This is a genomic window from Arthrobacter sp. E44 (genome assembly GCF_041877125.1).
Lineage (GTDB): Bacteria > Actinomycetota > Actinomycetes > Actinomycetales > Micrococcaceae > Arthrobacter.
On sequence record NZ_JBHDJA010000003.1, the window covers coordinates 238853 to 257615 of the forward strand.

Genomic DNA, 18763 nt, shown 5'->3' on the forward strand with positions numbered 1-18763 from the left:
CCGAACCCTGCGGCGATCCCCAGCGGCTCAAACGTCCCGGATCAGTTGCTTTTGGTCCGTTGTCCCGCAGGGTCGCTGATGAGGTCCTGCGGCGGCGAGTCGAAGTTTCCGTGATCGTAGAGGCCCACTACGCCCTGCATGTACTGCGCCCATTGCGGCCCGGCGATAAATGCTCCGTCCACCGCGGGATAGAACTTGCCGTTGACAGTAATGTTGCGGCCCAGCCGGCCCGGGCCGCCATTGAACGGATCGCCGAAGAAGGATGCCGTCGCCAGACCTTTCGTGTAGCCCACCACCCAGGTCTGGTTGTTCCATTCATTCGTGCCGGTCTTGGCAGCATCCGGCACCCCGAGTTTCTGCGGAATCAGCAAACCGGAACCTTTGGTGAGGACGTCCTGGAGAACGTTGGTGACGGCCTTCGCAACATCCGGTTTCAGCGCCCCGGCCTGGCAGGAGGATGTTTGTCCACCGATCTTCTTGCCTTGGGCGTCGTCCACTTCCGTGATGGAGATGGGAGTGCAGTAGGTGCCGTTGGCCGCAAAGGTCGCGAAGGCGTTCGCCATGGTCAGGGGTGCCACATTTTGGCTGCCCAGGATGTTCCCCAGGGTTGAGAGATCGATCTTTTCGTCTTTTCCGCTGCCCAGGTGCAGGCCGATGGCATCTGCGGCGCGCTGGACGTCGCAGAAGTCATTGAGCCCGGCCAGCGAGGCAAACGTGGCTGTGTTGATCGACTGGTAGATGCCCTCGCGGACCGTCATGGGCCGGTACCAGTTGGGCTCATCGTTCTGCAGGTCCGAAGACTGCGGCACCGTGCTGTCGAACCAGCCCTGCACGGGGTGGCAGGTTGTCTTCCAGGGGTAGTAGATGCCGTAGCGCCGCTTGGAGGCGTCGACGATCTGGTTTGTCGATTTACCCTCGCCCAGCCAGGCCGCCAGGGTCACCGGCTTCATGGTGGAGCCGGGCTGCATGCCGCCCACACCACCCAGGCTGTTCCCGGCCGCGTTGCTGCCGTCCACGTTGAAGTTGTAGTCAGAGACGAACCCGGCGCCTTGTCCGGGCAGCTTCCGTGAATTCTGCGCCATGGACAGGACTTTTCCGGTGCCGGGTTCAATGGTTACCAGCGAGGCGCCCCACTTGTCCGGGTTGGCGCCGGCAGTGGCGTCCACCTGTGCCTGGGCCGGTCCCTGCAGTCGGGGGTCCAGGGTGGTCTTGATGGTCAGGCCGCCGGCCATGATCTTCTGGTCGCGGTCGTCCACCGTGGCGCCGTACGCCGGGTCATTCTCAATCTGGTGGATGACGTAGTCGCAGAAGTACTGCGCCTGGGGAGCATACGCGCAGCCCTGTTTGGGCGGGTTGAGCTTGAGCTGGATGGGAGTGTTCACGGCGTCGTCGCGTTGCTGCTGCTTGATGTAGCCGTGTTCCAGCATCGCGTCCAGCACTAGGTCGCGCCGCGACTTGGCGGCCTCCGGGTGAACGGTGGGGTCGTAGAGTGAAGGACCATTGACCAGGCCGGCGAGCAGTGCCGCCTGGGGCAGGGTGAGGTCCTTGGCGTCAATGGAGAAGAAGTACTGGCTGGCGGCCTGGATGCCGTATGCGTTGCTATTGAAACCCACCACGTTCAGGTACCCGGCCAGGATCTGGTCCTTCGAGTACGTCTCCTCGAGGCCGATGGCGAGCTTCATCTCCTGGATCTTCTGGTTCACGCCCTTCTGCCCGTTGAGCACCACCTGGGCGTCCTTGCCCTGGGCGATCAGGTTTTCGTTGAGCATGTTGGTGACGTACTGCTGGGTCAGGGTCGATGCGCCCTGGTGCCCGCCGGCGGCGTCCACGGCCAGGGCCCGGAAGATGCCTTCGGGATCAATGCCGCCGTGCTGATAGAACCGGTAGTCCTCGATCGCCACGATCGCGTTCTTGATGTTGGGCGACATCTGGTCCAGGGAAATCCGCGTCCGGTTCTCGTTGAAAAGGGTGGCGATCTGGGACCCGTCCGCTGCAAGCACACGCGTCATCTGTGCCGGGGGCGCGGAGAAAACGTCGTTGGGGAGGTTGGTGGTCAGGGCAGCAGATCCGCCCGCTAACGCCGTCTCCGTCACGGCTGCCGCCGGCATCATCAGGCCGGCAACAAGGGCCCCGCAAAGGGCACTGACTGCAAGGAAGCCCGCGAACCAGCCCAGCGTGATCCCGGCGACGCGCAACGGGTTCCGGCGCCCGGGCGAGTCTGACGTGGATTGGAAAGAAACTCCCTTGGGCATGCGTGTCTCCGGTTCTCGGCATCGTATTCCTGCAGTGGTCGCAACCGGCCCTCACCCTACTCTTCAAGTCTGGGGCGCTCCTGAACGGTGCACCGGGAGCACAGTTTGCGTCACGGCCAGCGGGGCCGTTTCGGTGAAGAGGCGGCCCGATTAACGGGCACCTCGGGCCCTTGCCTAGAGTGGATACCGGCAAGATCGAGCTGGAAGGGTGGCGTATGGCATGAGTGCCCCGTTGCGCTTCCCCCGCGCCATGGCTGTTACGACGGCGATGGTCGCCTTGGCTGCCAGCGCACACGTCATGGCGGGCGGTGCGCTGCCCCACCCCGTAATCTTCTTGGGGCTTGTGGCGCTGGTGCTGGCGCCGGTCATGATCCTGGCCAGGTCCAAAGTGGCCGCGCCCGCCATGGCCGGGCTCCTGGTGGCCAGCCAGTTGATCCTTCATGAGGCCTTCAACGCCCTGTCCATGCCCGCAGGCTTCCAGCACATTGCTGTCGGCCACCTCCACGGCCCCGGATCCGTATTGCCCGCAACGGCATTCACCCCGGACTACGCCGTTCCGAACACACTGATGCTGGTCCTGCACGCCGCGGCAACACTGGCCACGGCTGTGGTGCTGGCACGGGGCGAGGCAGCCGTCTGGGCACTCGCCGCGTGGCTGCGCCCCACCATCCGGATCCTCACGCCGGTGGTCATCCCTGACTGGCCGCTCCAGCCGGCGCGGCCCGCCGTCGTCGTTCTTTCCCGCTGGCGAAACCTCAGGCTGCCGGCCCGGCGTGGGCCGCCGCTGGTTCCCACCGCTCCCTGAGCGGCACCTGACATCCTGACCCGGGCGATTGCCGCGCCGGGTCCTGCCAGCACGCCCTTTCCCTGAAAGCATGCAATGAAAACGACACTTCGCCATACCCTGAAAACCCTGACCGCCGCGACCGCAGCCGCGGGAATCATCGCCGCAGGCGCCACCGCCGCATCCGCCCACGTCAGCGTGGACCCTGACGATACCGGCGCCAACGGCTACTCGCACCTGACGTTCAATGTGCCCAACGAATCCCCCACCGCGAAGACCAGCAAGCTCGAGGTGAAGCTGCCTGCAGACACCCCCTTCACCTCCGTGTCGGTCAAGCCCGTAGAGGGCTGGACCGCGCAGGTCATCACCAGCGACCTGCCCAAGCCCGTCACAGTGGCTGGCACCACGGTGACCAAGGCGCCGAGCTCCGTGGTGTGGACTGCGGATGAGGCGCACCAGTTGGGCCAGAACCAGTACCAGTCGTTCTCCCTGTCCGTGGGAAGGCTCCCGGCAGCGGGGACCACGGTGACGTTGAAGACGGCGCAGTCCTACACGGACGGCTCCGTAGTGAACTGGGACCAGGAACAGACCGAGGGACAGCCCGAGCCCAAACATCCGGCCCCGTCCTTCACCACCACCGCCGAGGACGGCACGACGGCGGCTGCCGCGGCCGGAGGGCCGGCTGCGGAACCAGCGGCCCAGGTCTCCCCCGCGTCCAACGATGCCGCTTCCGTCTGGGGAATCGTCCTGGGCGCTGCCGGGCTGGTCCTCGGTGCCACCGCCCTGGCGGTTGCCCTCGCCGGGCGGCGCACGAAAGGGGCGGTCCGTGAAAGCGCAAAATAAGGGCCGGGGCTGGCCTGCGCGGCTCCTTCTCACCCTCGCCACAGCTGCGTTCCTGGTACTACCCTCGGCTGCGGCCCAGGCCCACGACGCCCTCGAATCCAGCGATCCCGCCAACGGCGCCACAATCCAGAGCGTCCCGGCCAAAATCGGCCTGACCTTTGACCGCACCCCCATCGCCATCAATTCGATCGTGCGGGTTGAGGACTCCACGGGCACGGACCAGGCAGACGGGGCGGTGGAGATCGTGGACAACCACGTCACCCAGGCGGTCAAAGCAGGAGCGCCCGCCGGCAAGTACACGGTGGTGTGGCGGGTGGTTTCCTCGGACGGGCACCCCATCGAGGGAACCTTCAGCTTCACCGCGAACAGTGCGGGCACGGCGGGCACTGCCGCGGCCGGTAGCGCAGGCAGTGGGGGCAGTTCCGGCGCAAGCAGTGACGCGCCCACGACGGCGGCGCCCGCCCAGGCAGGCACAGCGGTCGGCCAGGTGCCGTGGGCCCTGGTGGGCGGCATTGCCGGTGTCCTGGTCCTCGCGCTGGTGGTGACCGGCATCTTCGTCAGGCGCCGGCTCCAAAATTCCGACCAGGAACAGTAAGCGGTACCAAAGTTGGGTCAACGCCTGGAAGGCGGGAACCGGTCACCCTGCAGCCGAACAGCTGCGGGGTGACCGGTTTTGACCGGACTGCGGGCGGACGCGGCCGGCCCTATTCGTGCTCGCGGACGTACTCGTCGGGATCGAGGTCCCGGGGTTCGATGCCGTCGGCGTGGGCTGACTCGAAAATGCTGAATGACAGTCCAAGCCGGTGGCGCAGTTCCAGGGAAGCGTGCTGCCGGAAGTCGGTCAAGCCTTCGCGTTCTTCCTCTGCCATATGGTCGCCGTTGGCTTCATTGAGCTTTGACAGCGCCTCCCACCACTCCGGTGCCCCTGCCCGGTGGTCGGAGACATCACGGATGGCGTCCCGGATTTCATTGTGGTCGTGGATCGCGTCGGTGGTTTCGTCCCCGGCGGAGTCCTTTCCGCCTGCCCCTGTCCCCAGTTCCATCAAGGCCGGGTAGAACAGTTCCTCTTCTGCCTTGGCATGTACTTCCAGCAGGATGCGGAGCTGGTTCCACACAGGTTCCAGGTCTGAAGGTTCGCACTCATGCATTTCGTCGAGCAGGGCGAACCGCCGCCGCTGCTCATGGTGGTCATTCAAAATCACTTCAACGATGTCCATGGTGGACCTTTCGGCAGGTTCAGCGCGCCCGGGTGAGCCACCAGCCCATCCTTGCAGATGCCCCAACATGGCGTACGTGCGGCGCCGCTCCAGCTCGTTTAAGGGCCGGCTCAGGCAGCGGAACGCCGGATGATGACGATCCGCGCCGCAACTCCGGCGATAACAAGAGCGATTCCCAACGCCAGGAGGATCCACACGGGCACGGAATCGGCATCGATGCTGCGGTAGCAGGCAGCTGCCGCCCCGCCGCCGCCCTGCTGCTGGTCCAGCAGTTCAGCTGCCCGGCTGTTCGGGGCCAACGGGCTGCCGCAGAGAGGACCCGCCGGCTGCAGCCCGATGACGAAACCCAGAATGTACACGTCCAGTCCGGCGGCGGCGATCCACATCCACATGCGCCGCTGCCAAAGCCCCTGTTTGCCGGGGGTAACGGGTCTCGCCAGAGAATCATGCGCCATTGTCCGAGCATAATCCGCACCCCAGACAGAGGTAAGGACCGGACAAGAACCACGGCGTTTTCAGCTTTTCCCCAGCCTTGGCTCCTACAGTGAACCCGTGCCCGGTCACTGGTTCGGCACGCATGCGCAAATTCGGAAGGACACAACGTGGTGAAGCCATCAATTCCGTCAATGAAATCCCGCATCGGAGTCGGGGCGGCGGCAGTCCTCGCCGCGGGTGCCATGGCCGCCGCAGGCGTCGGTGCTGCGTCCGCCTCTCCCACGTCAACCCTCACGTCAACAGCCTCCCCCGCTGCGGCGGCCAAGGCCCACATGCCAAAGGGCTCGGGTGGCCTGGAGGCCTTCCTCAGCCTGAAGGCGGACAGCCCGCAGTCCGCCGGCGACCGTGCGGCAAAGGCCGCCGCCGCCCTGGTGAACCACCCCCAGCTTTTCGCAAAGCTCCCCGCCGCCCTTCAGGCGGACGTGACCACCCTCAAGGACGCCCCCGCGGCCGACAAGGTGAAGGACGCCTACAAGATCAAGACCACTGCCCTGTCCGGCGGGTACGGCGCCGAGATCCAGAAGCGCGCCGACGCGGCGGAGAAGGCCGCCACCAGCCTGGCCGGGCTTCGCCAGGAGCTGCGCACCGCGTTCAGCTCGGGCAACCCGGGCGCCGGGCTCCAGCAGGTGGCCGACCAGCTCATCGGCCACCCGAAACTGTTCGCCAAGCTCCCCGCAAATCTGCAGGCCGACCTGACGGCACTCAAGAACGCCGCCCCCGCTGATCTGGATGCGCAGGCGAACAAGATCAAGGACACCGCAGTCAACGGCGGCTACGGCACCAAGGTCCAGAAAATGGCGGAAGCGCTGGCCAAGAAGGCTGCGGCCCCCAACACCTAAGCATTTTCAGGTACTAACCGGCACCAGATTCCCCGGTCACAGGCAGGACAAAAGTACGACGGCGGCCCGCACCTGCGCTTTCGACGCGCCAATGCGATTCCGCTGCGCAGATTCCTTTTCGCAGCCCGCATTTGGGGTGCGCCAAGGAAGGTGCGCCGCGAAGATGGAGAAGCGAGTCGAGGAGAGCCCTGGTGCTGCCCGAACTCCCGAGATCTTTCGGCGCGAGGGGCCCAAAATACTATCGTGGGGATCGTCGTCGCCGTCGTCCTGTTCAAGACCGGGCGCATGGGTAAGAAGGAAGTACCAATTACGACGGCGGCAGGGGAACCTGAAGCAGCGGAGGTTCAGTAAAGATGGTTGTCCACAAGCTCGCGCCCCAGCCAGGCGAATACTCGTACGTGTTCGGCGGCCGGGAGCCGATGATCAGCATCAAGCCCGGCGACATTGTGGAGGTCAGCACCGAGGACTGCTTCGGCGGCCGGGTCACCTCCCCTGACCAACTGCCCAGCGAAGTGGTGCCCTTCAACGAGATGAACCCTGTCTCGGGGCCCATCGAGGTGGCGGGCGCGGAACCCGGCGACATGCTGGCCGTCCATTTCGTCTCCATAGTGCCGGCCCGAAAGTACGCGGTGTCCTGCGTGCTTCCGCAGTTCGGCGCCCTGACGGGAACGCGCGAGACGGCCACGCTCAACGAGTCGCTGGAGGAACGCGTCTGGTTCTACGACATCGACCTGGAAAACTGGACCGCCTCGTTCAAGGCGCGGAACTCCGACTTCCGGCTTCAGTTGCCGCTGGATCCCATGCACGGCACCGTGGGTGTGGCCCCTGCCGGCGGCGAAGTCCGGCTGGTCATGACGCCGTCCACGCACGGCGGGAACATGGACACCCCGGAAGCCCGCACCGGGACCACGCTGTACCTGCCGGTCAACGTGGCCGGGGCCATGCTCTCCCTCGGGGACGGCCACGCCCGCCAGGGCGAGGGCGAAGTCTGCGGCACCGGCCTGGAATCCGCCATGAACTCGGTGATCGCCGTGGACCTGATCAAGGAGGGTGCCGCCGCCTGGCCCCGCCTGGAGAACGACGACTTCATCATGAGCACCGGTTCCACCCGCCCGCTTGAGGATGCGTACCGGATTAGCCAGAAGGACCTCATCGCCTGGACCTCGGACCTGACTGGAATGGACCTGCTGGACTCCTACCAGCTGGTCAGCCAGATGGGCCTGGCCCCGGCGGCCAACGTCTGCGACCCCAACTACACGATGGTGGCCAAGCTGCCCAAGTGGACGCTCCAGGGCGCCCAAGCATATGGCGGCGCCCACAGCCGCCTGCGCAAGGCAGCCGAGGACTACACCGCACGGTAGAAAACGGCACAAAACAACGGAAGCGCTGCAGGTCTCTTGCCAGATCTGCAGCGCTTCCGTTGTGTTGGGAACGCCCTCAACGTCTGCCGGCACGAAATTTCGCCGACCTTGATGCAATCTTGATCGAAAGCAAACAGGTCCTTGAGGCATTCCCTTCAAAGTGGTGCGTGAAGGACGGGGACGCAACCTCGATGCACCTGGGAACTGGGCCCAGTCAACCCGCGCCTGCATCGGATAAAACCGATGGTCTCAGAGCCTGGCGGCGCTAAGAAGCGGCGCCGCCAGGCAACCACCCCCCCATTCCACACAGGCCAGGGGCCGACGGCGGAGGCAACGGATCAGCGTCGATCCGAAAAAAGCCGTCGGCCCCCACATCCCTCAAAGAAGTACGACGACGGCACGCACCTTGGATTTCGACTCGCGAATGAGATGTCGACTCGCAGATTCCTTTTCGCGGCCCAAATTGGGGGAGCGAAAAGGAATCTGCTCCTCGAAAACGGGGAACCGTGTCGCGGACCGACTTGCGCCTCGAAAACGGGGAAGGGCAAGCGGCGGCGGAGGGCTCCCCTACGAGTCCAGTCTCGCCGCGGTGCTGTATTGCGGCACCACGACATGCACGGCGTTGCGGTCGATGGTGAAGTCCGCGGGCGTGACTGTGGCGATCTCGCCGTCGAGGTTCACCGGCATTGGCGGCTCCGTGACCAGCCGGACCCGAGTCGTGGTGAAGTGGTACACGCCGTCGCGCTCTACGAAGCTGCCGTCCTTGAGCAAGCGGGCGATCCGCACGTGCTCCCGGAGCGGCGCCCCGGGGATGGCATAGATGTCCAGGGTGTGATCGTCGATGCCGGCGGTGGGCGAGACCGCATTGCCGCCTCCGTAATGCCGGCCGTTGCCCACCGCCACCTGCAGCATGTTTTCCAGCTCGAGCGGTTCGTGGTCGCCTTCCGGGAACTCGAGCCGGGCACGGAAGGGCTTGTGCCGGGCATACGCGCGCATGGCGGCAACGCCATAGGCCAGCGGCCCCAGCCTCCGCTTCAGCCGCGGGCTCAGGCTTTCGGTCACCCCCACGGACAGGCCAACCGACGCCACGTTGAGAAAGGGCTCGCCGTTGGCCCGCCCCAGGTCGATGTCCACCACTTTCCCGTCGGCGAGCGCAGCACACGCCGCCTCAAGGTTGGCCGGAATTTCGAGGGTGCGGGCAAGGTCGTTGGCTGTCCCCAAGGGTAGGACCCCCAGCACCGTTCCAGTTCCGGCGAACCGCCCGGCAGCGAAGGACACGGTGCCGTCGCCGCCGCCGACGACCACCAGGTCATGCCCCTTCGAGGACACAGCCTCGAGTGTCGAAGCCAGATCGCCACCGGACCGGACGAGGTGCACGGCGGAGATCGGCAGGCCGGCCTGCCGCAGCTTCTCCACCACCGGCTCCGCCCCGGCCGCGGCCAGGCGCGCACCGGCGTTGATCACCAGGGCAACGGACTCCGCGTCTCGGGCAGCCTTCATGGGGACCATCCTAGGTGGACCGGACAGGCGGATTTCGACGCGCGAATGAGATTCCGCCGCGCAGGTTCCTTCCCGCGACCCACATTTGGGGAGCGCAACCGAGTCTGCGAGTCGAAAACGGGGAGCCGCATCGCGGATGGACATGCGCATCGAAAACGGGAGGCGCTTCTCGACCGGGCGGGAGGACAGCGAAGCAGGCTAGCATCGGGGGATGCCGTCCCTCTCCGTGGTCATCCCGTGCAAGGATGACGGCCCTTTCCTGGAACGCTGCCTCCAGGCCCTGCAGTCCCAGACCATGGCTCCGCTGGAAATCATCGTGGTGGACAACGCCTCCAGCGACAACACGGGAGAAATCGCAGCAAAGTACGGCGCCCGGGTCCTTCACGAACACGTGCCGGGGATCGCCGCCGCCGCCTCCGCCGGCTACGACGCCGCCCGCGGGGACGTCATCGCCCGCTGCGACGCGGACAGCGTCCCGCCGCCGGACTGGCTGGAACGCATCTGCCGGCGCTTCGAGCAGGAACCGGACCTGGCCCTTCTCACCGGGCCCGGCGTCTTCTACGGCACGGGCAGGATCCGCGGCAAACTCGCGGGGGTCGCCTACATCCAGGCCTACTTCGTCCTGATGGGCGCGGCCATGGGGCACTGGCCGCCTTTCGGCTCCAACTGCGCCTTCCGCCGACAGGACTGGGAGCAGGCCCGCGCCAGGGTGAACCGGCTGGACACGGGCGTGCACGACGACGTCGACCTCGGCTTTGCGCTGGACCCCACCCGTCGCACGGCCTACGATCCCTCGCTGAAGGTTGGCATTTCGGCCCGCGCGTTGGCAGGCGGCGCCGACGCACGCCTGCGGTTCAAGCGCGCCTTCCACACCCTGGGAATCCACTGGCGGCAGCTGCCTCCCTGGGAGCGCTGGAAGGTGACGCTGAAAGCCCGCGGCGAGCGCCGCCGTCGTCCGTCACCACAACGGTGACACAAGGAACCTAAGCGCCGAACCGCTCCGGGTAGAGCAGCGGCAGCTGGAGGGTCAGCCAAGGGCTGAAGGCCCAGGGGGTCGCGGCCACCGCGGCGGTGATCAGGGCGGGGTCGGTCCACTGCCACTCCATGACCTCGTCGGCCCGGGGATCCATCGGGGACGCGGCGTGCGCCGTGAAGACCGGGCAGATCTCGTTTTCCACCACGCCGGAGGCATCCACCGCTCGGTATCGGAAGTCCGGAACCCGCAGTTCAATGTCCGAGAGGCGGAGGCCCAGCTCATACTCGCCCCGGCGCCGCACGGCGTCCTCGAGGTCCTCTCCCGGCGCGGGGTGTCCGCAGAAGGAATTGGTCCAGACGCCGGGCCAGGTCAGCTTGGCCAGGGCGCGGCGGGTGAGGAGAATGCGGCCGTCGGAATCATACACGTGGGCGGAGAAGGCCAGGTGCAGGGGCGTGGCGGAGGTGTGCACGGTGGCCTTGTCCTCGACGCCAACGGGTGTTCCGTCGTCGGCGGCCAGGACCACCTGCTCTGTCTTCCCGTTCAATTGCCCTCCCATGGGTGCCCGTGTTTACTTTACCTATGGATACGGGGACCACGCTGGCGCACACCGATGACGGCCGCTTGGTCAATGACGTTCTGCAATCCTTCTTTGCCCGGGCCAAGGTGAGGGCCGGTGCGCTGCACCCCCAGTACCTACGCCTGTGGGAACACCTTGAAGCCTGCACGGTGGGCGGCAAACGCTTCCGTCCCCGGCTGGTGATGACCACCTACTCCCTGCTGGGCGGCAGCGACAGGACGGCGTCAGCCACGCTGGCCGCTTCCTACGAGCTGCTGCACACTGCCCTGATCATCCACGACGACGTGGTGGACCAGGACTTCACCCGCCGCGGGATGCCGAACCTCGCCGGCGCCTACCGCAGCCTCGCCACGGACCAGGGCAGCAGCCCGGACAGGGCAGAGCACACCGGCTTGTCCGCCGGGGTGATCGCCGGGGACCTGGCGCTGTCCAACGCATACCGGTTCCTGTCCGAAGTCGAGGCGGACCCGGCCATCCGGCAGCGGCTGGGCGACCTCCTTGACGAGGCCGTCATGGCTTCAGCGGCCGGCGAACTCCTGGACGTGCTGGCACCCCTGGACCCCATGCCACAGACCGTGGACCAGGTCCTGGAGATGTCCAGGCTGAAAACGGCCGTGTACTCCTTCGACACGCCGCTGCGCGCCGGGGCCGTCCTGGCCGGCGCGGACCGGGAACTGGTGGAGGCCCTGGGCGAGTTCGGCCGCATCATTGGCACCGCGTACCAGGTGGCGGATGACCTGGTGGGCGCGTTCGGGGATGAGTCGAGGACCGGCAAGACCGGCTGGGGCGACCTGCGCGAGGGCAAGCGCACGGCCCTGATCTCCTACGCAGCGCAGCAGCCCCAGTGGACCCGCATCAAAGAGCTGCTCTCCAAGGACCTCACGGCCAGGGATGCCGCCGAGATCCGCGAACTCCTGGTGGCCTCCGGGGCACGGGACAAGACCCTGAAACTCGCCGCAGACCTCACCGAGCGGGCGCTGGATGTCCTGGTGCAGCCGTTCGTGCCGCAAGAGCTGCGCGACGGCCTCTCCCCCCTGTCCCGCCTGGTCACCGATCGGATGGGCGCATGAAGCGGGACCGCGACGCGCTGGCCGACTACACCGCCGCCGCCCTCAAGTCCTCCGGCGTGGTGCTCCGCTCCTATTCGAGTTCCTTCGGCCTCGCCTCCAAGTTGTTTGACGACGCCGTCCGCCGCCAGGTGGATTCCGTGTACGCGCTGGTGCGGGTGGCGGACGAAATTGTCGACGGCGTCACCTCCGCGGCGGGCCTGTCACCGGAGGAGAGCCGGCGGCAGCTGGACGCGTTCGAGCAGGAAACCGAGAACGCCCTGGCCACCGGCTACAGCAGCAACCTGGTGATCCACGCGTTCGCGGACACCGCCCGCCGAACCGGCATCGGCACCGATCTCACCCGCCCGTTCTTCGCCTCGATGCGGGCGGACCTGGAGCAGTCGGAACACACGCCGGCATCCTTCACCGAGTACGTGTACGGGTCCGCGGAAGTGGTGGGCCTGATGTGCCTGAGGTGCTTTCTCTACGGGCAACCGGTCAGCGCGGAGGAACGGGCCCGGCTGGAGCGCGGCGCCCGGCACCTGGGCGCGGCCTTCCAAAAGATCAACTTCCTGCGCGACCTGGCAGAGGACTTCACGTCCCTGGGCCGCAGCTACTTCCCCGGCGTCAGCCCCGCAAACTTCGACGAGGCACAGAAGATCCGGCTCCTGGCGGACATTGACCACGACCTGCAGGAATCCCGCGCGGTGCTCCGCAGCCTGCCCACGTCCTGCCGCCTGGCCGTGGCCCTGGCCCAGGAGCTCTTCGCCGAACTGGCCGAGCGGATCCGCGTCACCCCTGCACCGGACCTGATCCGGGCGAGGATCAGCGTGCCCACCCCCGTGAAGCTGAAGATCGCCGCCGCCGTGCTCACCGGAAGGCGCGGCCTGGAACCAGTTGCCGCGCGCCCGGCCCGGGTGGCGGCGCAGTGACGGCCGTGAAGAAAGCAGTTCCGTCCGGACGGACAGCTGGACCCGGTAAAACGGTGGTGGTGATCGGCGGCGGCATCAGCGGACTGGCGACGGCGGCCCTGCTCGCCACCGAGGGGCACCGCGTCACCATCCTGGAGAAGCAGGACGTCCTGGGCGGCCGGGCGTACACGTTCAGTGAGGATGGCTTCAGGTTCGACGCCGGGCCCTCCTGGTACCTGATGCCCGAGGTCATCGACCACTACTTCCAGCTCCTGGGCACCTCCGCCGCCGAGCAGCTGGACCTGCTGAAGCTGGACCCCGGCTACCGGCTCATCTCCGAAGGCGCAGCAGAGCCGGTGGACGTCCCGGCCGGGCGGGCACGGGTGGTGGCGCTGTTTGACCGGCTGGAACCCGGCGCCGGCGCACGCCTGGAGAAGTACCTGGACTCCGCCGCCGAGACCTACACCATGGCCAAGCGCCGCTTCCTGTATCCCACGTTCCAGTCCTTCGCCCCGCTGCTGGTGCCGGACATCCTGGCCCGGCTCCCCCGGCTGGCACGCCTTCTGCTGGAGCCGCTGCACAGCTACGCCCGCCGCTACGTCAGCAATCCAAGCCTGCAGCAGATCCTGGAATACCCGGCCGTGTTCCTGGGCGCCTCGCCGTTCACCGCGCCCAGCATGTACCACCTCATGAGCCACCTGGACCTGGACGTGGGCGTCTACTACCCCATGGGCGGCTTCGCCCGGCTGGTGGAGGCGCTGGAAAAGCAGGCCCGCAACGCCGGCGTGACCATCAGGACCAGCACGGAGGTGCTGGAAATCGAAACGGCGCCCATCATCTCCCGGCGGCGTCCGGCGGCCGTGCGCGCGGTGCGCTTCCGCAAGAGCGACGGGACGGAGGAAACCCTGGCGGCCGACGTCGTAATTTCCGCTGCCGACCTGCATCACAGCGAAACCGCGCTGCTCCCCCGGAACCTCCAGACCTACCCGCAGCGGTACTGGCAGCGGGGCACCGCCGGGCCCAGTGCCCTGCTGCTGTACCTGGGCGTCCGCGGCGGGCTGCCGCAGCTGCAGCACCACACCCTCCTCTTCACCAAGAACTGGGAGGAGAACTTCAAGGCGATCTTCGGTAAGGACACGTTCATTCCTGAGCCGGCGTCGATGTACGTATGCAAGCCCAGCGCCACCGATCCGGACGTGGCGCCGGACGGGCACGAGAACGTGTTCGTGCTGGTGCCCATCCCGCCGGATCCGGGGCTGGGCGGCAGCGGTGACGAGCGGCTGGAACGCGCGGCCGACGCCGTGATCGGGCAGCTCAGTGAGTGGGCGGGCATCCCGGACCTGGCCGGGCGCATCGTGGTGCGGCGGATGTACGGGCCGGCAGATTTTGAGCGCGACTACCACTCGTGGAAGGGCACGTCGCTGGGGCCGGCGCACACGCTGAAGCAGAGCGCGTTCTTCCGGGCCGGCAACGTCAGCCGCAAGGTGGAGGGGCTGTACTACGCGGGGGCGTCCACCATTCCGGGGATCGGCATTCCCATGTGCCTGATCAGCGCCGAGCTGGTGGTCAAGCGGCTCCGCGGCGACACCAGCACCGGTCCCCTGTCGGCGCCGCTGCGTCTGGCAGGCACAGCAGTGCCATCGGCACCTGCACAAGAGGGAACAGTGCCACCGGCACCTGCTGAAGAGGGAACAGTTTCAAAGGGTACGACGGCGTGACGGCGGTTGCGTACCTGGCGTTCCTTTTGGTGTCGCTGGGCTGCATGGTGCTGCTGGACCAGCGGTTGCGGCTCTTCTTCTGGCAGGACGCCCGGCGCGCGGCCGTGGTGCTGGCGGCGGGGCTGGTGTTCTTCCTGGCGTGGGACCTGTCCGGGATCGGGCTCGGCATCTTCTTCCGCGGGCACAACGAGACGATCGGGATCGAGCTGGCACCGGAGCTGCCGCTGGAGGAGCCGATCTTCCTGGTGTTCCTCTGCTACCTGGTGATGAACCTGTTCCAGCTGTTCCGGCGGTTCCTCGCGGCACGTCTGGCGCACGGCGAGAAAGTGGAGGAACGCTCATGAGCTACTGGGCACTGAACGCGGTATTCCTCATCGCCGCCCTGGCCGTGGGCACCGCCGCCGCCATCCGGCTCAAGGGCCGGACGCGGAAAGTGGCGCTGGCAGCGGCAGGCTGGGCGGCCGCCGTCGTCCTGGTCCTGACGGCGGTGTTCGACAACCTGATGATCGCCTTCGGACTGTTCACCTATGCGCCGGGGATGATTTCCGGGGCGAAGGTGGGGCTGGCCCCGCTGGAGGATTTTGCGTACCCGGTGGCCGCGGTGCTGCTGCTGCCGGGCCTGTGGATCCTGCTGGACCGGACCTCAAAAGCCGGCACGTCGGGAAGGCGGCCATGAAGACCTTACGGATGCTCCTGCTGTCCTCCCGCCCGCTGTCCTGGGTGAACACGGCGTACCCGTTTGCCGCGGCGTACCTGCTCACGGCGCGCGAGATCGACCTGGCCTGGGTGGTGGGGACCCTGTATTTCCTCATCCCCTACAACCTGGCGATGTACGGCATCAATGACGTGTTCGACTACGAATCGGACCTCCGGAACCCGCGCAAGGGCGGTGTGGAGGGCGCGGTGCTGGACCGGACCATGCATGCCGTCACGCTCCGGGCGGCGATCGGCACCAACGTGCCGTTCCTGGCGGCGCTGGTCCTGCTCGGCAACCCGCTGTCCTGGCTGGTGCTGGCGGTCAGCATCTTCGCGGTGGTGGCCTATAGCGCGCCGGGGCTGCGGTTCAAGGAGCGGCCGTTCCTGGATTCGGCCACGTCCAGCACGCACTTCGTGAGCCCGGCCGTGTACGGGCTGGTGTTGGCGCAGGCGCAGTTCACGCCGGCGCTGTGGGCGCTGCTGGGGGCGTTCTTCCTGTGGGGCGTGGCCAGCCACGCGTTCGGCGCGGTGCAGGACGTGGTGGCGGACCGGGCCGGCGGCATCGGATCCGTGGCCACTGTGATCGGTGCCAAGGCCACGGTGCGCTTCGCAATCGCCGCCTACCTGCTGGCCGGTGTGCTGCTGCTGTTCACACCGTGGCCGGGACCGCTCGCAGCCCTGCTGGCGCTCCCCTACGCGGTGAGCATCCTCCCATTCGCCTCGGTCACGGACGAGGACTCGGAGCAGGCCCACCGCGGGTGGGAACGGTTCCTGTGGCTGAACTACGTCACAGGGTTCTTCGTGACCATGCTGCTGATCTGGTACGCCGCGGTCCGTTAGGGGGCCTAGCCCTCCAGCTGCTGTCACGCAAGGTCTTCGAAGCTGTCCTCACCCGGCCGCCAGGCCATCCACCGGCCGTCCGGGAAGCCGCTGAGTTCGGCGATCTTCACTTCAGCACGGCGGGGATCAGGATGACGCTATCCGCTGGAGCACGGCATCGGCGATGGCTGCATGGCCCGCATCGTTGGGGTGGAAGGTGTCCCTGCTCCCCAGCCACACCGGATCACCGGCCGGGCCCCTGTTGGCCGGCGTGCCAAAAAGTTCCTTCAGGGAAATGAACTGGCCGCCATGAGCATGGCACCCTGCTGTGATGGCAGCGTCCAGGGCGGCGGTTCTGCCAGCAGCTGCCGGCGCCCACACGCCCAGGCACAGGAGCTTGGCGTAAGGGGAGGCCGCGGCAACACGGTTCAGGTAATCCTTGTACTGCCGGGCGAACACCGCGGTGTCCGTGTTCGTGACCAAGTCGTTGGTGCCCAGTTCTACAACGGCAAGGCCTGCACCACGAGGGACCGCGAACCCCGAGGCGACGTCCTGTAGCCGGTACCCCGACTTGTACGTTCCAACTTCCTCAACGGCACCACGCTTTCCCAATCCAGCCGTGACCAGCCGCCGGAACGAGGTGTCCTCCGTGGTCGAAAACTCGCCGGCGGTCAGTGAGTCGCCGCTGAAGAACAAACGCAGGGGATGCTCCTGCGGCCAGGTCAGCTTTACTTGCCCCGCGTCCGGCGCAGCGGCGATCGCGGCATCCGGCCCCGCCGGCGTCGATGCTGTCTGCTCCTGGGGCTGCGCTTCGTTTCCTGCTGCCGGGTCCCGGGCCGCGCGGTTCAGGGACAGAAAGACGACGATAGCGGCGGCCACCATGAGCACGGCCAGCACCGCAACCATAAAGAACCTACGGCCTGCCCACCTGCCCACAAATACCCCCGCCCCGGCCACACAACTCAGCACATCGTACCGGGATGCGGCGCAGGCAGTGAGTGCCCGCACCTCGCGGCCTCTCGGAGCAGGCCCACCGCGGGTGGGAACGGTTCCTGTGGCTGAACTGCGTCACAGGGTTCTTCGTGACCATGCTGCTGATCTGGTACTCGGCGGTGCGGTAGGCGGCACCTAGAGAACGGTGGACAGTTGCCAGGGGACAAACTCGTTGTCCCCGTAGCCCAATTCCTCGCTCTTGGTTTCCTGGCCCGAGGCCACGGCCAGGATGAGGTCGAAGATCTGCTGCCCCATCTCCTCGATGGTCAGCTGCCCGTCCGCCACCGCCCCGCAGTTCACGTCGATGTCGTCCCGCATGCGTTCATACAGCGGGGTGTTGGTGGCCAACTTGATGCTCGGTGTGGGCTTGCAGCCGAAGGCGGAGCCCCGGCCGGTGGTGAAGGCGAGGACCTGGGCGCCGCCGGCCACCATGCCGGTGGCGTTGACGGGGTCGTATCCCGGGGTGTCCATGAAGACCAGGCCGTGGGCGGTGACAGGTTCGGCGTACTCCACCACGTCCACCAGGTTGGTGGTCCCGCCCTTCGCCACGGCTCCGAGGGACTTTTCCAGGATGGTGGTGAGTCCGCCGGCTTTGTTCCCGGGGGACGGGTTGTTGTTGATCGACGATCCGTCCTGGGTAACGTGCTGTTCCCACCAGCGGATGCGTTCCATGAGCTTGTCCGCCGTGCCTTGGGATTCGGCACGGGACGTGAGCAGGTGCTCGGCGCCGTAAATTTCCGTGGTTTCGCCAAATACTGCGGTGCCGCCGTGCCTGATGAGCAGGTCCGCGGCTGCGCCCAGCGCCGGGTTTGCGGTGACGCCGGAGAAGGCGTCCGAGCCTCCGCACTCCATGGCGAGGACAAGCTCCGAGGCGGGAACGGCAGTCCTCTGTGCCTTGTTGATTTCGGGAAGCAGTTCCTCGATCCGCCGCACCCCTTCCGCCACCGTGGCCTTGGTGCCGCCCTGCGCCTGGATGGTCATGCTGGAAATCGACTTGTCAGGGCTCAGCGACCACCCGGTGGTGAGGCCGGCAATCTGGTTGACTTCGCAGCCCAGCCCCAGTACCAGGATGCTGGCGAAGTTGGGGTGGTTCGCGTACCCGTGGAGGGTCCGGCGCAGCACCTCAAAGCCGTAGTTTCCGTCCCCTCCGGTGCCGCATCCAGAGGAATGCGTCAGGGCCACCACGCCGTCCACGTTGGGGTACTGGTCCAAGACGCCGCTGTTCTCGATCCGGGAGGCGATGAGTTTTGCCGCCGTCGCGGAACAGTTGACCGAGGTGAGGATGCCGATGTAGTTCCGGGTACCGACGGAGCCGTTGCTCCGCCGGTACCCCTGGAAGGTTGCCCGCTGATCCTCGGGCACGAATTCGGTCTCCCGCAGCGCGGTGCCCGCCTGGCCGGCCCGGTCGAACTCCCGGTACGCCACGTTGTGGACGTGGACATGTTCGCCCTTGCTGATCAGGCGCCCCGCGAAACCGATGATCTGGCCGTATTTCCGGACCGGTTCATCGGCCTCGATGGTCCGCAAAGCCACCTTGTGTCCGCCGGGAATCTCATCCGCGCACAGCAACTCACTGCCGTTAACGGAAAGGGAAGTGCCGGCGGGAACCGTCCCCAGGGCGGTGCCAACGTTGTCCTCCGGATGCAGGACCAGCAGTCCCATGTCCGCGGCAAGCCGCGGGTTTGCGATCAGTTCAATCGGTGTGTTCATGTTCATGCCTTTACTGTTGGCCC

20 protein-coding genes are annotated in these 18763 nt (G+C 66.8%); 13 read left to right on the forward strand and 7 right to left on the reverse strand.

Going from position 1 to position 18763, the window contains the following annotated elements; all coding sequences use genetic code 11:
- Window positions 1-41 precede the first annotated feature (41 nt).
- Entirely contained in the window at window positions 42-2252 is a 2211-nt protein-coding gene (locus ACETK3_RS04920) for a transglycosylase domain-containing protein (RefSeq protein WP_373992610.1), read from the reverse strand.
- 220 nt (window positions 2253-2472) lie between these two features.
- Between ACETK3_RS04920 and ACETK3_RS04925 the strand changes: the two genes are divergently transcribed.
- The 3 genes from ACETK3_RS04925 to ACETK3_RS04935 all read left to right on the forward strand — a co-directional run bounded on the left by ACETK3_RS04925 (window position 2473) and on the right by ACETK3_RS04935 (window position 4474).
- Entirely contained in the window at window positions 2473-3057 is a 585-nt protein-coding gene (locus ACETK3_RS04925; protein ID WP_236799292.1) for a hypothetical protein, read from the forward strand.
- 75 nt (window positions 3058-3132) lie between these two features.
- On the forward strand, window positions 3133-3879 hold the full coding sequence (locus ACETK3_RS04930; RefSeq protein WP_236799293.1) for a YcnI family protein: 747 nt from the start codon (window positions 3133-3135) through the stop codon (window positions 3877-3879).
- A complete protein-coding gene (locus ACETK3_RS04935) occupies window positions 3863-4474 on the forward strand; it encodes a copper resistance CopC family protein (protein WP_236799295.1) in 612 nt (203 codons plus the stop codon). Before ACETK3_RS04930 ends, ACETK3_RS04935 begins: the two co-directional genes overlap by 17 nt.
- Window positions 4475-4583: 109 nt before the next feature.
- Here the strand turns inward: ACETK3_RS04935 and ACETK3_RS04940 are convergent, their stop codons facing one another.
- Both ACETK3_RS04940 and ACETK3_RS04945 read right to left on the reverse strand, forming a co-directional pair.
- Window positions 4584-5096, reverse strand: coding sequence for a hemerythrin domain-containing protein (locus ACETK3_RS04940; protein WP_236799296.1), 513 nt, complete (start codon window positions 5094-5096; stop codon window positions 4584-4586).
- 110 nt (window positions 5097-5206) lie between these two features.
- Window positions 5207-5551 carry a hypothetical protein gene (locus ACETK3_RS04945; RefSeq protein ID WP_236799297.1) on the reverse strand — a complete coding sequence of 115 codons (345 nt, stop codon included), beginning with the start codon at window positions 5549-5551 and terminating at the stop codon, window positions 5207-5209.
- Window positions 5552-5722: 171 nt separating this feature from the next.
- Between ACETK3_RS04945 and ACETK3_RS04950 the strand changes: the two genes are divergently transcribed.
- Together ACETK3_RS04950 and ACETK3_RS04955 are read left to right on the forward strand one after the other, a co-directional pair.
- Window positions 5723-6430: a hypothetical protein gene (locus ACETK3_RS04950; protein ID WP_236799298.1), complete on the forward strand. Its 708-nt coding sequence runs from the start codon at window positions 5723-5725 to the stop codon at window positions 6428-6430.
- Between the two features lie 353 nt (window positions 6431-6783).
- Window positions 6784-7791 carry an acetamidase/formamidase family protein gene (locus ACETK3_RS04955; RefSeq protein WP_236799299.1) on the forward strand — a complete coding sequence of 336 codons (1008 nt, stop codon included), beginning with the start codon at window positions 6784-6786 and terminating at the stop codon, window positions 7789-7791.
- 567 nt (window positions 7792-8358) lie between these two features.
- Here ACETK3_RS04955 and ACETK3_RS04960 read toward each other — a convergent pair.
- Entirely contained in the window at window positions 8359-9291 is a 933-nt protein-coding gene (locus tag ACETK3_RS04960; protein ID WP_373992611.1) for a lipid kinase, read from the reverse strand.
- Between the two features lie 211 nt (window positions 9292-9502).
- Between ACETK3_RS04960 and ACETK3_RS04965 the strand changes: the two genes are divergently transcribed.
- Window positions 9503-10264 (forward strand): glycosyltransferase family 2 protein, encoded by a 762-nt coding sequence (locus ACETK3_RS04965; RefSeq protein WP_373992612.1) that lies wholly within the window; start codon window positions 9503-9505, stop codon window positions 10262-10264.
- A 10-nt stretch (window positions 10265-10274) separates the two neighbouring features.
- On the opposite strand, the gene idi is transcribed toward ACETK3_RS04965, so the two are convergent.
- Window positions 10275-10811, reverse strand: a complete 537-nt coding sequence (gene idi, locus ACETK3_RS04970) for an isopentenyl-diphosphate Delta-isomerase (RefSeq protein ID WP_236799303.1) — start codon at window positions 10809-10811, stop codon at window positions 10275-10277.
- A gap of 35 nt (window positions 10812-10846) precedes the next feature.
- Between idi and ACETK3_RS04975 the strand changes: the two genes are divergently transcribed.
- The 6 genes from ACETK3_RS04975 to ACETK3_RS05000 are packed head-to-tail and all read left to right on the forward strand — an operon-like array spanning window position 10847 to window position 16058.
- Window positions 10847-11914 carry a polyprenyl synthetase family protein gene (locus ACETK3_RS04975; protein ID WP_373992613.1) on the forward strand — a complete coding sequence of 356 codons (1068 nt, stop codon included), beginning with the start codon at window positions 10847-10849 and terminating at the stop codon, window positions 11912-11914.
- Window positions 11911-12825 carry a phytoene/squalene synthase family protein gene (locus ACETK3_RS04980; RefSeq protein ID WP_236799306.1) on the forward strand — a complete coding sequence of 305 codons (915 nt, stop codon included), beginning with the start codon at window positions 11911-11913 and terminating at the stop codon, window positions 12823-12825. Before ACETK3_RS04975 ends, ACETK3_RS04980 begins: the two co-directional genes overlap by 4 nt.
- A gap of 5 nt (window positions 12826-12830) precedes the next feature.
- On the forward strand, window positions 12831-14522 hold the full coding sequence (crtI, locus tag ACETK3_RS04985; RefSeq protein ID WP_373992614.1) for a phytoene desaturase family protein: 1692 nt from the start codon (window positions 12831-12833) through the stop codon (window positions 14520-14522).
- Window positions 14519-14866, forward strand: a complete 348-nt coding sequence (locus ACETK3_RS04990) for a lycopene cyclase domain-containing protein (protein WP_373992615.1) — start codon at window positions 14519-14521, stop codon at window positions 14864-14866. Before crtI ends, ACETK3_RS04990 begins: the two co-directional genes overlap by 4 nt.
- A complete protein-coding gene (locus tag ACETK3_RS04995; RefSeq protein ID WP_373992616.1) occupies window positions 14863-15198 on the forward strand; it encodes a lycopene cyclase domain-containing protein in 336 nt (111 codons plus the stop codon). The genes ACETK3_RS04990 and ACETK3_RS04995 overlap by 4 nt, the downstream gene beginning before the upstream one ends.
- On the forward strand, window positions 15195-16058 hold the full coding sequence (locus tag ACETK3_RS05000; RefSeq protein WP_236799309.1) for a prenyltransferase: 864 nt from the start codon (window positions 15195-15197) through the stop codon (window positions 16056-16058). Before ACETK3_RS04995 ends, ACETK3_RS05000 begins: the two co-directional genes overlap by 4 nt.
- 126 nt (window positions 16059-16184) lie before the next feature.
- Here ACETK3_RS05000 and ACETK3_RS05005 read toward each other — a convergent pair whose 3' ends face one another.
- The gene (locus ACETK3_RS05005) at window positions 16185-16943 is read right to left on the reverse strand and encodes an SGNH/GDSL hydrolase family protein (RefSeq protein ID WP_236820283.1); all 759 of its coding nucleotides are present in this window, start codon (window positions 16941-16943) and stop codon (window positions 16185-16187) included.
- A gap of 92 nt (window positions 16944-17035) precedes the next feature.
- On the opposite strand from ACETK3_RS05005, the gene ACETK3_RS05010 reads away from it, so the two are divergent.
- Entirely contained in the window at window positions 17036-17158 is a 123-nt protein-coding gene (locus ACETK3_RS05010) for a hypothetical protein (RefSeq protein ID WP_373992617.1), read from the forward strand.
- A 7-nt stretch (window positions 17159-17165) separates the two neighbouring features.
- Here ACETK3_RS05010 and ACETK3_RS05015 read toward each other — a convergent pair whose 3' ends face one another.
- Window positions 17166-18740 carry a UxaA family hydrolase gene (locus tag ACETK3_RS05015; protein WP_373992618.1) on the reverse strand — a complete coding sequence of 525 codons (1575 nt, stop codon included), beginning with the start codon at window positions 18738-18740 and terminating at the stop codon, window positions 17166-17168.
- Between the last annotated feature and the right edge of the window lie 23 nt (window positions 18741-18763).